The sequence below is a fragment of the Streptomyces sp. NPDC003943 genome (assembly GCF_053605265.1).
Window position 1 is genome coordinate 28563 of sequence record NZ_JBSGIW010000077.1, and the last position, 13023, is coordinate 41585.

Here is a 13023-nt window from a genome sequence, read left to right on the forward strand (position 1 = left end):
GCCCCCGCCACCCGAGGCGGGGCGGTCCGGGCGGACGCCGAGTCCTGCCGCCGTCCCGGATGCCTGGTCGACAGGAGTGGATCGGCAGGAGTGGAGGACCCGAGCAACACGGGACGTCCGAGCGATCGGAGCCGTCCCTCGGGGTGAAGCCGCAGCCGCGGCCGGGCATCTTCGCCTGCCCGAACCCGACAGGTCATCCTTCACAGGCGGCTGACGAAGGGTTGCGCATGACTGCGCAGATTCATGTCCCGTCCCTGCTGTCCCGGGCCGGAGCCGTCTCGGCTCTCACCCTCGCCGCCGTCGGCGGCACGCTGCTCGCACCAGGAGCGGCGCCGGAGGCCCAGGCCGCGACCTCGTACGCCAACACGGCGTTGAACGTCGCCGCCTCGAAGAAGGGATCGCCCTACCGGTACGGCGCATCAGGCCCCAGCAGGTTCGACTGCTCGGGTCTCACGCTCTACTCGTACAAGAGGGCGGGCAAGACGCTGCCCCGCACCGCGCAGCAGCAGTACAACAACACACGCCACATCTCGGCGGCGAGCCGCCAGAAGGGGGACCTGGTCTTCTTCCACTCCGGCGGAAGGGTGTACCACGTCGGGATCTACGCGGGTAACAACGCGATCTGGCACTCGCCGAAGACCGGCTCGTGGGTGAAGCTCGACCGGATCTGGACCTCGAAGGTCTACTACGGCCGGGTGCGCTGACCCGTCGGACGGACCGATGAACCGGTCAGCCGGGTGCGCTGACCCCTCGTACGGACCGATGAACCGGTCAGCCGGCCAGCCGGCGAGTCGGCGGGTCGGTCCGTGCGTCAGCCGGGAACCGCCGCCGGCCAGGGCAGCTCGATCCACACGGTCTTGCCGCCCTCGGCCGTCGGCGTCACCGACAGCCGGCCGCCCGCCTCGGCGGTCAGCGAGCGGATGATCATCATGCCGCGGCCGTTGTCCTGCTGGACGGCCGCCGGCAGCCGCCTGGGCCAGCGGGGGTGGCTGTCCGTCACTCCGATGCGCAGCAGCTCGTCGCGCTCCAGACGGACGTCGATCGTGAAGGTGGGCGACTGCCCGAAGGTGTGCTGGACGGCGTTGGTGGCCAGCTCGGAGACGATGAGCCGGACCGCGTCGGCCGTGCCGGCGTCGTCTGCGGGGTCTCCGCCGTCACCGAGCCCCCAGGAGGCGAGCACCCCGACGACGTACCTCCGCGCGGTGGAGACCGATGCGGGGTCGCTCGGCAGCGTGACGGTTGCTTCCTGCAGGTCTGCCATGGCGACGCTGTCCCTTTCCCCTCCGGGCCCGGCCCGGGTTGCGCTTCGCGTCAGACTGCCACCGATCGTGCTGCCCTGGGCGGCGATCGACCAAGTTATACGGATATCTGTCGCCCGAAGCGGTGAACCGTGCGGCGGGCGACCGGACAGCCGCGCGACATCCCTTATGCGCCCCGCGCGCCCGGCGGAGCCGTCCGCACGATCGTGGTCACCGCGCGCTCGATCTCGGCGTCGGTGAGGTCCGCGCGGGCGGTCAGCCGGAGCCGGGAGATGCCGTCGGGGACGGACGGCGGGCGGAAGCAGCCGACGGAGAGGCCGGCTTCGCGGCAGGCGGCGGCCCAGTCGAGGGCCTCGTTCGGGCCGGGCGCGCGGACCGAGACCACGGCGGCGTCGGGGTGGGCGGCGGTGAGACCGGCCTCGGTGAGCAGCCGGTGCAGGGTGGTCGCGACCGTGCGGGCCCGGGCCGCGAGCCCCGGATCGGCGGCGATCAGCCGCAGGGCGGCCAGCGCGCCGCCCGCCGCGGCCGGGGCGAGGCCGGTGTCGAAGATGAAGGTACGGGCCGCGTTGACCAGGTGCTCGATCACCCGGGCCGGGCCGAGCACCGCACCGCCCTGGCTGCCCAGCGACTTGGACAGCGTCAGCGTCGCCACCACGTCCGGCGCGCCCGCGAGCCCCGCCTCGTGCAGTGCCCCGCGCCCGCCGTCGCCGAGGACCCCGAAGCCGTGCGCGTCGTCCACGACCAGGCCGGCGCCGTGCTCCCGGCAGGCCGCGGCGAGCTCCGGGAGTGGCGCCCGGTCACCGTCGACGGAGAAGACGGAGTCGCTGACCGCGAGGGCGCGGCGGCCCGGGTACGCGGCGAGCGTCTTCGCGACGGCCTCCGGGTCGGCGTGCGGCACCACCGCGGTCTCGGCGCGCGCGAGCCGGCAGCCGTCGACGATGGAGGCGTGGTTGGCGGCGTCGGAGACGATCAGCCCGTCCCGGTCGGACAGGGCGGTGAGCGCGGCCAGGTTGGCGGCGTAGCCGGAGGAGAGGACGAGCGCCGCCTCGAATCCGCAGAAGTCGGCGAGTTCGCGCTCCAGGCGGGCGTGCAGCCGGGTCGAGCCGGTGACGAGCCGGGAGCCGGTGGCGCCCGCGCCCCAGCGGAGCGCCGCCTGGGCCGCCGCCCCGGTGACCTCCGGATGGCGGGTCAGGCCCAGGTAGTCGTTGCTCGCGAGGTCGAGCAGCTCGGATTCGGCGGCCCGGGGCCGCAGCGTCCGTACGAGACCGGCCTGCGCGCGCTGCCGCGCGGCGGCCTCGGTCCAGTCGAAGGCGGCCGGGCGCGGGGCCGGCGCCTCCCCGGAGGACGACGGGTCCACGGCGTACGACGGCATGGCAGATCCTTTTGTAGGCAGCGCACAGACCCTAACCGGCCGCGGCCGAGGTCAGGGTGTGGTCATACACACACCTCAAACGGGGCCGTTTGTTCAGATCCTCCTTGGCCGCGGGGTGTGCCGTAGGCCAGGATCAGCCCTTATGGACCTGCTGAACACCCTGGTGGAGAAGGGGCTGCGGCGCGAGTCGCCGACCCGTGAAGAAGCGCTCGCCGTGCTGGCGACCTCCGACGACGAACTGCTCGATGTGGTGGCCGCGGCCGGCAAGGTGCGCCGCCAGTGGTTCGGGCGCCGGGTGAAGCTCAACTATCTCGTCAACCTGAAGTCCGGGCTCTGCCCCGAGGACTGCTCCTACTGCTCGCAGCGTCTCGGCTCCAAGGCCGAGATCCTCAAGTACACGTGGCTGAAGCCCGAGGAGGCGTCGCAGGCCGCCGCGGCCGGTGTGGCCGGCGGCGCCAAGCGGGTCTGCCTGGTGGCGAGCGGCCGCGGCCCGACGGACCGGGACGTCGACCGGGTCGGCAAGACCATCGAGGCGATCAAGGAGCAGAACGAGGGCGTGGAGGTCTGCGCCTGCCTCGGTCTGCTCTCCGACGGCCAGGCCGAGCGGCTGAAGGCGGCCGGCGCCGACGCGTACAACCACAACCTCAACACGTCCGAGGGGACGTACGGGGACATCACGACCACGCACACCTACGCGGACCGCGTGGACACCGTGACGAAGGCGCACGCCGCCGGTCTGTCCGCCTGCTCCGGTCTGATCGCGGGCATGGGCGAGAGCGACGAGGACCTGGTCGACGTCGTGTTCGCGCTGCGCGAGCTGGACTCCGACTCGGTGCCGGTCAACTTCCTCATCCCCTTCGAGGGCACCCCGCTCGCCAAGGAGTGGAACCTCACCCCGCAGCGCGCGCTGCGGATCCTCGCCATGGTGCGGTTCGTCTGCCCGGACGTCGAGGTCCGGATCGCGGGCGGCCGCGAGGTGCACCTGCGCACGATGCAGCCGCTGGCGCTGCACATCGCCAACTCGATCTTCCTCGGCGACTACCTGACGAGCGAGGGCCAGGCCGGCCAGGCCGACCTGGACATGATCGCCGACGCGGGCTTCGAGGTGGAGGGCGCGGGCACGACGACGCTGCCGGCGCACCGGGCCGATGTGGCGGCGGCCGCGGCGGGCGGCTGCGGCTCGCACGCGGAGGCTGCCGGCGGCTGCGGTTCGCACGCGGAGGCCGGCGCGGGCTGCGGTTCGCACGCCGAGGCCGGTGGCGGCTGCGGGCCGTGCGGTGGCGGCGCGGTGGCCGAGGCGGCTCCGGCGGCCTCCGAGGCCCGTACGGACCTGGTCGCGGTGCGCCGCCGCGGCGCCGGCACGGACCTCGCCCCGAACGCGTAGTCCCCATGCGCAACGACGAACTCCTCGACCTGGACCGGGCGCACGTCTGGCATCCGTACGGTCCCATGCCGGGCCGTACGGACCCGCTGGTCGTCGCGTCCGCGTCCGGGGTACGGCTCCGGCTCGCCGAACCCGCCGAGGGGCGGGACGAGTTGGTCGACGGCATGTCCTCGTGGTGGTCGGCCGTCCACGGCTACAACCACCCCGTCCTGAACGAGGCGGTCCGCGGCCAGCTGGACCGGATGAGCCACGTCATGTTCGGCGGGCTGACCCACGAGCCGGCCGTCCGGCTCGCCGCGCGGCTCGTCGAGATCACCCCGGAGCCGCTGCGGCACGTCTTCCTCAGCGACTCCGGCTCGGTCGCGGTCGAGGTCGCCGCGAAGATGTGCCTCCAGTACTGGCGCTCCGTCGGCCGCCCCGCCAAGCAGCGCCTGCTGACCTGGCGCGGCGGCTACCACGGCGACACCTGGACGCCCATGTCCGTCTGCGACCCCGAAGGCGGCATGCACGAGCTGTGGACCGGCGTGCTGCACAAGCAGGTGTTCGTGGGCGCCCCGCCGGCGGCGTACGAGGAGTCGTACGCCGACGAGCTCCGCGCCGCGATCGCCCGCCACGCGGACGAGGTGGCCGCGGTCATCGTCGAGCCCGTCGTGCAGGGCGCCGGCGGCATGCGTTTCCACGCGCCCGAGTACCTCCGCGTCCTGCGGGAGGCGTGCGACGAGCACGACGTCCTGCTCGTCTTCGACGAGATCGCCACCGGCTTCGGCCGGACCGGCGCGCTCTTCGCCGCGGACCACGCGGGCGTCGCTCCGGACGTGATGTGCCTGGGCAAGGCGCTGACCGGCGGCTATCTGTCGATGGCGGCGACGCTCTGCACGAGTCGAGTGGCGGAGGGCATCTCGCGCGGCGAGGTGCCGGTGCTCGCCCACGGCCCGACGTTCATGGGCAACCCGCTGGCCTCGGCGGTCGCGCTCGCCTCCATCGACCTGCTCCTCGGGCAGGACTGGCAGGTCGAGATCAAGCGGATCGAGGCCGGTCTGCGGGCCGGGCTCGCGGGCGTGGCCGACCTGCCGGGGGTACGGGACGTGCGCGTCCTCGGCGCGATCGGCGTCGTCCAGCTCGACCACGACGTCGACATGGCGGCGGCGACGCGGGCGGCGGTGCGCGAGGGCGTGTGGCTGCGGCCCTTCCGCGACCTCATCTACACGATGCCGCCGTTCGTGACGGGGGACGAGGACGTGGCGCGGATCTGCACGGCGGTGCGGGAGGCGGCGCGGGCGGGCTGAGAGGCCGCGCGTCTCCGGCCGTGCGGGGCTCCCGTCCCGCACGGCCGGCCCCGTCCACGCCCCCCGCTTCCCCCCTTACGTACAAAGGACATTCCATGAGCATCATCGTCATCACCGGCACCGGCACCGAGGTCGGCAAGACCGTCGTGACCGCCGCTCTCGCCGCCACCGCCACCTCCGCGGGGCGTTCCGTCGCCGTCCTCAAGCCCGCCCAGACCGGCGTCGGGCCCGGCGAGCCCGGTGACGCCGACGACGTCGCGCGTCTGTCCGGCGCCGCGACCACCGCCGAACTCGCCCGTTTCCCCGAGCCGTTGGCGCCGGGGACGGCGGCCCGGCGCGCCGGCATGGCGCCGGTGCGGCCGGCCGAGGTCGCCGACGCCGCGCGGAAGCTGGCCGAGGAGCACGACCTGGTCCTCGTCGAAGGCGCCGGAGGGCTGCTCGTGCGGTTCGACGAGGACGGCGGGTCGCTCGCCGACGCGGCGGCGCTGCTCGGCGCGCCGGTGCTCGTCGTCGCGCAGGCGGGGCTCGGGACGCTCAACACGACCGAGCTGACGGCGGAGGCGCTGCGGGCGCGCGGGATCGAGCAGCTGGGCGTGGTCGTGGGCAGCTGGCCCGAGGAGCCGGGCCTGGCGGAGCGCTGCAATCTGACGGATCTGCCGGAGGTGGCGGGCGCGCCGCTGCTCGGCGTGGTGCCGGCGGGCGTGGGGGCGCTGGACCCGGAGGCGTTCCGGGCGGCCGCGCCGACCTGGCTGGCGCCCTCGCTCGGCGGCACGTACGAGGTCTGACGCGCCGACACCGCAACCCCCGTGCCCCTACGCTGGCGCCATGCGCGCTCGTGTTCAGGAGATCGTCTTCGACTGCGCCGCCCCGGCCCCCCTCGTGCGGTTCTGGGCGGCGCTCCTCGGCGGGACACCGGTCGACCGGAGCCCGGAGTGGTCGTACGTGGACCCGCCCGGGTTCGTGCGGCTCGCGTTCCAGCGGGTGCCGGAGGGCAAGGCCGTGAAGAACCGGGTCCACCTGGACGTGGAGGTGGCCGACCCGGACGCGGCGGCGGCCGAGGCGCTCGCGTGGGGAGCGCGGCGCTCGGGCGGGATCGTGACGGACGAACAGGGATCGTTCCAGGTCATGCACGATCCCGAGGGCAACGAGTTCTGCTTCGTGACCGGGTAGGTTCACCGGGTAGTTTCGGAGGGCAGACATCGTCAACGAGGGGGTCGCACCGTGGTGTTACCGTTCCGATTCGCCGTCAACATGCTGGAGCAGGCCGGCACGGGAAGCGAGTGGCGGGCCCGCTGCGCCCGCGCGGAGGAGCTCGGTTACGACCTGATCCTGGTCCCCGACCACCTCGGCATGCCCGCCCCGTTCCCCTCCCTGGTGGCGGCCGCGCAGGCCACCACCCGCACCCGGGTGGGCACGTTCGTGCTCAACTCGGGTTTCTGGAACCCGTCGTTGCTGGCCCGTGAGGTGGCGACGACGGCCGCGCTGACCGACGGCCGGCTCGAACTCGGCCTCGGTACGGGCTATGTGCCGGCGGAGCACGAGCAGGCGGGCATCCCGTTCCTGCCGCCGCGCGAGCGGGTCGACCATCTCGCCCGCACCGTCGAGGAGTTGACCGGCGAGCTGGCGCACGTACCGCTGCTGATCGGCGGGAACGGCAACCGGGTGCTGCGGCTCGCCGCCCGGCATGCCGCCGTGATGGCCTTCTCGGGCGGCCGCTTCGACGGCGACACGCCCACCGTGCTCACGGCCGAGGAGCTGGCGGCGCGCGTCGAGGCGTACGCGCGCTTCGAGAAGGAGGCCGGGCGGGAGACGCCCGCGGAGCGCAATCTGCTGATCCAGCGGGTCGTGGTGACCGAGGACCGGGCCGCGGCGGCCGCCGAGTTCCGCCCGCACGTCCCGTACCTCACCGAGGAGCAGGTCCTGGACCTGCCGATCCTCGCGGCCGGCACGGTCCGGGAGATCGCCGACCGGCTGCTCGACCTGCGCGAGCGGCTCGGGATCTCGTACTTCACCGTGCTCGACCACTCGATGGAGGCGTTCGGCCCGGTGATCGCGGAGCTGCGCGGCGCGTAGCGCGTTCCGTCAGGTGAAACGCGGTCGACAAGCCGAGCCGGCCGGTAGTGGGATGACGGTCATGGACGATCTTCGGATACGGGCCGCGGTCGCGGCCGACATCGACGCCGTGCTCGCCTTCTGGCGGATCGCGGCCGAGGGCACGAGCATCAGCGACGACCGGGCCGGGGTGGCCCGGCTCGTCGACCGCGATCCGGACTCCCTGCTGCTCGCGGAGCGGGGCGGCGAGCTGGTCGGCACGGTGATCGCCGGCTTCGACGGCTGGCGCTGTCATCTCTACCGGCTCGCCGTCCATCCGGACCATCGCCGGCGCGGCATCGGCGGCGCGCTGCTCGCGGCCGCCGAGGAGCGTTTCGTACGGCTCGGCGGCCGGCGCGCGGACGCGATGGTGCTCGACCGCAACGATCTCGGGCAGGCCGCGTGGCGGGCGGCGGCGTACGGCCCCGAGCAGCAGTGGACGCGCTGGGTGAAGCCGCTGCCGACCCGCACCGCCTGAGCACTTTGCCGATCCTTTACCATGGAGGCCAGAACCGATCCTCCTACCGAAAGGTGTGAGCGTCCGCCCATGGGCGAGCCTCCCAGTAGCCGTACCGCCCGCCGACACCGCGCGGTCCTCCCTCCCCTGACTGATCATGGGATTCGTCGAGGGACGGAGGTGAAGAACCGATGACCGAGGTACTGCTGCTCGTCGTGGCGCTGCTCCTCGCCCTCGCCTGCGGTGCGTTCGTCGCGGCCGAGTTCTCGCTGACCACCGTCGAGCGGGGCGAGCTCGAAGCCGCCGCCGAGCGCGGTGAGCGGGGCGCCGCCGGTGCCCTGAAGGCCGTCAGGACGCTCACCCTCCAGCTCTCCGGCGCCCAGCTCGGCATCACCGTCACCAATCTGGTCGTCGGCATGCTCTCCGAGCCCTCGATCTCGAAGCTGATCCGCGGCCCGCTCGAGGATCTCGGCCTGTCCGAGTCGGTCGCCTCCTCCGTGGCCCTGGTCCTCGGCACCGCGCTGTCGACGGTCGTCCTGATGGTCGTCGGCGAGCTGGTCCCCAAGAACTGGGCGATCTCCTCGCCGCTCGCCGTCGCCAAGGTGGTGGGCACCCCGCAGCGGATCTTCACCGCCGCGTTCAAGCCGCTGATCAGCCATCTCAACAACACCGCCAACCGGTCCGTGCGCCGGCTCGGCCTGGAGCCCACCGAGGAGCTGGCCTCCGCCCGCTCCCCGCAGGAGCTGGTCGCCCTGGCCCGCCACTCCGCCAAGGAGGGCGCCCTGGAGGCCGACACCGCCGAGCTGTTCGTGCGCACCCTCAACCTGGCCGGGCTGACCGCGGAGAACGTGATGACCCCACGCGTCCAGCTCACCGCCCTCGAGGTGCACGCCACCGCCGAGGACGTCGCCAACGCGACCCGCGCGACCGGCCTGAGCCGCTTCCCCGTCTACCGCGGCAACCTGGACACGGTCGTCGGCATCGCGCACATCAAGGACGTGCTCGCGATACCGGCCGAGGACCGCCCGCGCCGCCCGGTCGGCGACGTGCTGCGGGAGCCGCTGCTCGTGCCCGAGAGCCTGACCGTGGACAAGCTGCTCGACCGGCTGTCCGGCCGGCAGACCATGGCCGTCGTCATCGACGAGTACGGCGGCACGGCCGGCGTGGCCACCCTGGAGGACATCGTCGAGGAGGTCGTCGGCGAGGTGCGCGACGAGCACGACCCGCACGAGACGCCCGACCTCGCCCCCGCGGGCGAGGACGCCGACGGCCGCACGCTGTGGTCGGCGGACGGCGCGGCCCGCACCGACCAGCTGGCGGCCATCGGCCTGCGGCTGCCGGAGGGCCCGTACGAGACCCTGGCGGGCGTGCTCGCCACCGAACTCGGCCGCATCCCGGCCAACGGCGACAGCGTGGAGCTGGCCGGCTGGCGGCTCGACGTCGTGGACGCCTCCGGACGGCGGGCGGCCCGGGTGCTGCTGCACGCCCCGCTCCGCCGCACCGGCGACCCGGACGAGGAGGCCGGCCGATGACCGCGATCCAGCTTCTCGTCGGTCTGCTGACCCTCGTCGTCAACGCCTTCTTCGTCGGCGCCGAGTTCGCCCTGATCTCCGTGCGCCGCAGCCAGATCGAACCGCTCGCGGACGCCGGCAACCGGCGGGCCCGCAGCGTCATCTGGGGCCTCGAACACGTCTCGGCGATGCTCGCGGCCGCCCAGCTCGGCATCACGCTGTGCACCCTGGTGCTCGGCATCGTGGCCGAGCCGGCCATCGCACACCTGCTCGAACCGCTCTTCGACGCCATCGGCGTCTCGGAGAGCCTGGTGCACCCGGTCTCGTTCGTGATCGCCCTGACGGTCGCCACGTATCTGCACATGCTGCTCGGCGAGATGGTCCCGAAGAACGTCGCCCTCGCCGAGCCGAGCAGGACCGCGCTGGTGCTCGGCCCGCCGCTGGTGACGCTGGCACGGGCGCTGCGCCCGGTGATCTTCGCGGTGAACGCCTTCGCCAACGGGATCCTGAAGCTGCTGCGGGTCGAGGTGAAGGGCGAGGTCGCGGCCACCTTCTCGGACGACGAGCTGGCCCGGATGGTCACCGACGCCGGTGACGCCGGACTGCTCGACGACCGGGCCGCCGAGCGGCTGCACGACGCCCTGGAGCTGGGCCGCCGCCCGGTGCGGGACGTCGTGATGCCGGTGGACAAGGTCGTGCACGCGCAGGTGGGCACGACCCCGGAGGAGCTGGAGGCGCTGTCGGCGCGGTCGGGGTTCTCGCGCTTCCCCGTCGTCGACGAGGGCCGCCGGATCCTCGGCTATCTGCACGTGAAGGACGCCCTGGACGTCACCCCGCGCGACCAGCCCTTCCCGGTGTCGGCGATGCGGCCGATCGCCCGGGTGCGGGCGGCGACCCCGCTGGACGACGTCCTGACGGCGATGCGGCGCAGCCGGACCCATCTCGCCGCCGTCACCGACGACGCCGAGGACGGCAGGCTGACCGGCCTGGTGACGATGGAGGACGTGCTGCGGGAGCTGGTGGGGCGGCCCTCCGCCCCGTAAGAGCGCCGCACGAAGGGCCCGGGAGAGATCCCGGGCCCTTCGGCGTCCCGGAACGCGGTCCGTCCCGGGGCGCGGTCCCGTCTGGGAGCGCGGTCCCGGGCCGCCGGTCGGCTGAGCGGCCCGCGCCCGGTCCATACCGCGCGGTACGATCGCTGGGCCATGGAGATGAATGCCACCTACACCAGTCTGGTCGCCGTGGGCGACAGCTTCACCGAGGGCATGTCGGATCTGAAGCCCGACGGCTCCTACGGGGGCTGGGCCGATCTGCTCGCCGGGCGGCTCGCCGCCCGGACACCCGGCTTCCGGTACGCCAACCTCGCCGTGCGCGGCAAGCTGATCGGCCAGATCGTCGACGAGCAGGTGGAGACTGCGGCGGCCATGAAGGCCGACGTCGTCACGCTCGTCGGCGGGCTCAACGACACCCTGCGCCCCAAGTGCGACATGGGCCGGGTGCGCGGCCTGCTCGGCGAGGCCGTCGAGCGGCTCGCCCCGTCCTGCGGACAGCTCGTCCTGATGCGCAGCCCCGGCCGCAACGGCCCGGTCATGGAGCGTTTCCGGCCGCGCATGGAGGAGCTCTTCGCCTACGTGGACGAGCTCGCCGCCCGGCACGGCGCGCTGGTCGTCGACCTGTACGGCGCTCCCGCGCTCGGCGACCCGCGCCTGTGGGACGTGGACCGGCTCCATCTCACCGGCGAGGGCCATCGCCGGGTGGCCGAGGCGGTGTGGCAGACCCTGGGCCTGCCGGCCGAGGACGACTGGCGCTCCCCGCTGCCGCCGACCGCGCGCCTGGGCTGGCTGGACCGGCGGGTGGCCGACGCCCGCTTCGCGAAGGAGCATCTGGGACCGTGGATCGGCCGCCGGCTGACCGGCCGTTCCTCGGGCGACGGCCGCCCGCCGAAGCGCCCGGAGCTGCTGCCGTACGAGGGCCCGGCGGTCTGACGGCCCGCCTGGCGCCCGCCTGGCGCCCGCCTGGCGGGACGGCCCGGCCGGGTCGCGCCCGTCCCGCGGTGCGACGTGACGCCCGTCTCGTAGCAAGCTCCAGCCCGGACCGCGGCGCTGGCCTGCAGAAATCGCCAGTAGAATCTGGACACGTGACAGCTGTGACTGCGAAGCCCCGCATCCCCAACGTCCTGGCCGGCCGCTACGCCTCCGCGGAGCTCGCCGTCCTCTGGTCCCCCGAGCAGAAGGTGAAGCTGGAGCGCCGGCTGTGGCTCGCCGTGCTGCGTGCCCAGAAGGACCTCGGGATCGAGGTGCCGGACGCGGCGCTCGCCGACTACGAGCGCGTGCTCGACGACGTCGACCTGGCGTCGATCGCCGAGCGCGAGAAGGTCACCCGGCACGACGTGAAGGCCCGGATCGAGGAGTTCAACGCTCTCGCCGGCCACGAGCACGTCCACAAGGGCATGACGTCCCGCGACCTCACCGAGAACGTCGAGCAGCTGCAGATCCGGCTCTCGCTCGAGCTCATGCGGGACCGCACGGTCGCCGTCCTCGCCCGCCTCGGCAAGCTGTCCGCCGAGTACGGCGAGCTGGTCATGGCCGGCCGCTCGCACAACGTGGCCGCCCAGGCCACCACCCTCGGCAAGCGCTTCGCGACCGCCGCCGACGAGCTGCTCGTGGCGTACGGACGCCTGGAGGAGCTGCTCGGCCGTTACCCGCTGCGCGGCATCAAGGGCCCCGTCGGCACGGCCCAGGACATGCTGGACCTGCTCGGCGGCGACGCCGGCAAGCTGGCCGACCTGGAGCAGCGGATCGCCGCGCACCTCGGCTTCGCGCACGCCTTCACCTCGGTCGGCCAGGTCTACCCGCGCTCGCTCGACTACGACGTGGTCACCGCCCTGGTGCAGCTGGCCGCCGCCCCGTCGTCGATCGCCAAGACGATCCGCCTGATGGCCGGCCACGAGCTGGTCACCGAGGGCTTCAAGCCCGGCCAGGTCGGCTCCTCCGCGATGCCGCACAAGATGAACACCCGCTCCTGCGAGCGCGTCAACGGCCTCATGGTCATCCTGCGCGGCTACGCGTCGATGACCGGTGAGCTGTCGGGCGACCAGTGGAACGAGGGCGACGTCTCCTGCTCCGTCGTGCGCCGCGTGGCCCTGCCGGACGCGTTCTTCGCGCTCGACGGTCTCCTGGAGACCTTCCTGACCGTGCTCGACGAGTTCGGCGCCTTCCCGGCCGTCGTCGCCCGCGAGCTCGACCGCTACCTGCCGTTCCTCGCCACGACCAAGGTCCTCATGGCCTCGGTGCGCGCCGGCGTGGGCCGCGAGGTCGCCCACGAGGCCATCAAGGAGAACGCCGTGGCCTCCGCCCTCGCCATGCGCGAGCAGGGCGTCGAGCGCAACGAGCTGCTCGACAAGCTGGCCGCCGACGAGCGGATCCCGCTGGACCGCGCCCAGCTCGACGAGCTGATGGCCGACAAGCTCTCCTTCACGGGCGCCGCCGCCGACCAGGTCGCCGCCGTGGTCTCCCGCATCGAGGAGATCGTGAAGGCGAACCCGGAGGCCGCCGGCTACACCCCCGGCGCGATCCTCTGACCCGGACTCCCCGGTTCACCAGGCTGTGGGTGAGCGTCGAGGACGGCCTGGCCGCGGTGTGCCTCGCCAACGCCACCTCCGGCCCC

The 13023-nt window shown here is 73.4% G+C and carries 13 protein-coding genes and 1 riboswitch; of the genes, 11 read left to right on the forward strand and 2 right to left on the reverse strand.

Going from position 1 to position 13023, the window contains the following annotated elements:
• Positions 1-50: 50 nt before the first annotated feature.
• Positions 51-224, forward strand: a riboswitch (cyclic di-AMP (ydaO/yuaA leader).
• Positions 225-227: 3 nt separating this feature from the next.
• Entirely contained in the window at positions 228-704 is a 477-nt protein-coding gene (locus ACWEV0_RS27115) for a C40 family peptidase (protein ID WP_453152113.1), read from the forward strand.
• Positions 705-811: 107 nt separating this feature from the next.
• Here the strand turns inward: ACWEV0_RS27115 and ACWEV0_RS27120 are convergent, their stop codons facing one another.
• Together ACWEV0_RS27120 and ACWEV0_RS27125 are read right to left on the reverse strand one after the other, a co-directional pair.
• Complete coding sequence (locus ACWEV0_RS27120; RefSeq protein WP_453152114.1) at positions 812-1261, reverse strand: ATP-binding protein; 450 nt, start codon at positions 1259-1261, stop codon at positions 812-814.
• 164 nt (positions 1262-1425) lie between these two features.
• Positions 1426-2631, reverse strand: a complete 1206-nt coding sequence (locus tag ACWEV0_RS27125; RefSeq protein WP_453152115.1) for an 8-amino-7-oxononanoate synthase — start codon at positions 2629-2631, stop codon at positions 1426-1428.
• A gap of 142 nt (positions 2632-2773) precedes the next feature.
• On the opposite strand from ACWEV0_RS27125, the gene bioB reads away from it, so the two are divergent.
• The 10 genes from bioB (at position 2774) to purB (ending at position 12937) form a co-directional block, all read left to right on the forward strand.
• Complete coding sequence (bioB, locus tag ACWEV0_RS27130) at positions 2774-4015, forward strand: biotin synthase BioB (RefSeq protein WP_453152116.1); 1242 nt, start codon at positions 2774-2776, stop codon at positions 4013-4015.
• A 5-nt stretch (positions 4016-4020) separates the two neighbouring features.
• Entirely contained in the window at positions 4021-5301 is a 1281-nt protein-coding gene (locus tag ACWEV0_RS27135) for an adenosylmethionine--8-amino-7-oxononanoate transaminase (protein WP_453152118.1), read from the forward strand.
• Positions 5302-5396: 95 nt separating this feature from the next.
• Positions 5397-6086: a dethiobiotin synthase gene (bioD, locus tag ACWEV0_RS27140; RefSeq protein WP_453152119.1), complete on the forward strand. Its 690-nt coding sequence runs from the start codon at positions 5397-5399 to the stop codon at positions 6084-6086.
• Between the two features lie 40 nt (positions 6087-6126).
• The gene (locus ACWEV0_RS27145) at positions 6127-6471 is read left to right on the forward strand and encodes a VOC family protein (RefSeq protein WP_453152120.1); all 345 of its coding nucleotides are present in this window, start codon (positions 6127-6129) and stop codon (positions 6469-6471) included.
• Positions 6472-6522: 51 nt separating this feature from the next.
• Positions 6523-7374, forward strand: coding sequence for a TIGR03621 family F420-dependent LLM class oxidoreductase (locus ACWEV0_RS27150; protein ID WP_453152121.1), 852 nt, complete (start codon positions 6523-6525; stop codon positions 7372-7374).
• 52 nt (positions 7375-7426) lie between these two features.
• The gene (locus ACWEV0_RS27155) at positions 7427-7870 is read left to right on the forward strand and encodes a GNAT family N-acetyltransferase (protein WP_453152123.1); all 444 of its coding nucleotides are present in this window, start codon (positions 7427-7429) and stop codon (positions 7868-7870) included.
• Between the two features lie 170 nt (positions 7871-8040).
• The gene (locus tag ACWEV0_RS27160) at positions 8041-9381 is read left to right on the forward strand and encodes a hemolysin family protein (RefSeq protein ID WP_453152124.1); all 1341 of its coding nucleotides are present in this window, start codon (positions 8041-8043) and stop codon (positions 9379-9381) included.
• Complete coding sequence (locus ACWEV0_RS27165; RefSeq protein WP_453152126.1) at positions 9378-10403, forward strand: hemolysin family protein; 1026 nt, start codon at positions 9378-9380, stop codon at positions 10401-10403. The genes ACWEV0_RS27160 and ACWEV0_RS27165 overlap by 4 nt, the downstream gene beginning before the upstream one ends.
• A 159-nt stretch (positions 10404-10562) precedes the next feature.
• A complete protein-coding gene (locus ACWEV0_RS27170) occupies positions 10563-11342 on the forward strand; it encodes an SGNH/GDSL hydrolase family protein (RefSeq protein ID WP_453152127.1) in 780 nt (259 codons plus the stop codon).
• A 152-nt stretch (positions 11343-11494) separates the two neighbouring features.
• The gene (purB, locus tag ACWEV0_RS27175; RefSeq protein ID WP_403789270.1) at positions 11495-12937 is read left to right on the forward strand and encodes an adenylosuccinate lyase; all 1443 of its coding nucleotides are present in this window, start codon (positions 11495-11497) and stop codon (positions 12935-12937) included.
• Positions 12938-13023: the final 86 nt, after the last annotated feature.

What these genes read in the sequence shown, in the direction of transcription:
- ACWEV0_RS27115 (WP_453152113.1), top strand. Translation starts at nt 228, where the DNA reads ATGACTGCGCAGATTCATGTCCCGTCCCTGCTGTCCCGGGCCGGAGCC.
- ACWEV0_RS27120 (WP_453152114.1), bottom strand. Translation starts at nt 1,261, where the DNA reads ATGGCAGACCTGCAGGAAGCAACCGTCACGCTGCCGAGCGACCCCGCA.
- ACWEV0_RS27125 (WP_453152115.1), bottom strand. Translation starts at nt 2,631, where the DNA reads ATGCCGTCGTACGCCGTGGACCCGTCGTCCTCCGGGGAGGCGCCGGCC.
- bioB (WP_453152116.1), top strand. Translation starts at nt 2,774, where the DNA reads ATGGACCTGCTGAACACCCTGGTGGAGAAGGGGCTGCGGCGCGAGTCG.
- ACWEV0_RS27135 (WP_453152118.1), top strand. Translation starts at nt 4,021, where the DNA reads ATGCGCAACGACGAACTCCTCGACCTGGACCGGGCGCACGTCTGGCAT.
- bioD (WP_453152119.1), top strand. Translation starts at nt 5,397, where the DNA reads ATGAGCATCATCGTCATCACCGGCACCGGCACCGAGGTCGGCAAGACC.
- ACWEV0_RS27145 (WP_453152120.1), top strand. Translation starts at nt 6,127, where the DNA reads ATGCGCGCTCGTGTTCAGGAGATCGTCTTCGACTGCGCCGCCCCGGCC.
- ACWEV0_RS27155 (WP_453152123.1), top strand. Translation starts at nt 7,427, where the DNA reads ATGACGGTCATGGACGATCTTCGGATACGGGCCGCGGTCGCGGCCGAC.
- ACWEV0_RS27160 (WP_453152124.1), top strand. Translation starts at nt 8,041, where the DNA reads ATGACCGAGGTACTGCTGCTCGTCGTGGCGCTGCTCCTCGCCCTCGCC.
- ACWEV0_RS27165 (WP_453152126.1), top strand. Translation starts at nt 9,378, where the DNA reads ATGACCGCGATCCAGCTTCTCGTCGGTCTGCTGACCCTCGTCGTCAAC.
- ACWEV0_RS27170 (WP_453152127.1), top strand. Translation starts at nt 10,563, where the DNA reads ATGGAGATGAATGCCACCTACACCAGTCTGGTCGCCGTGGGCGACAGC.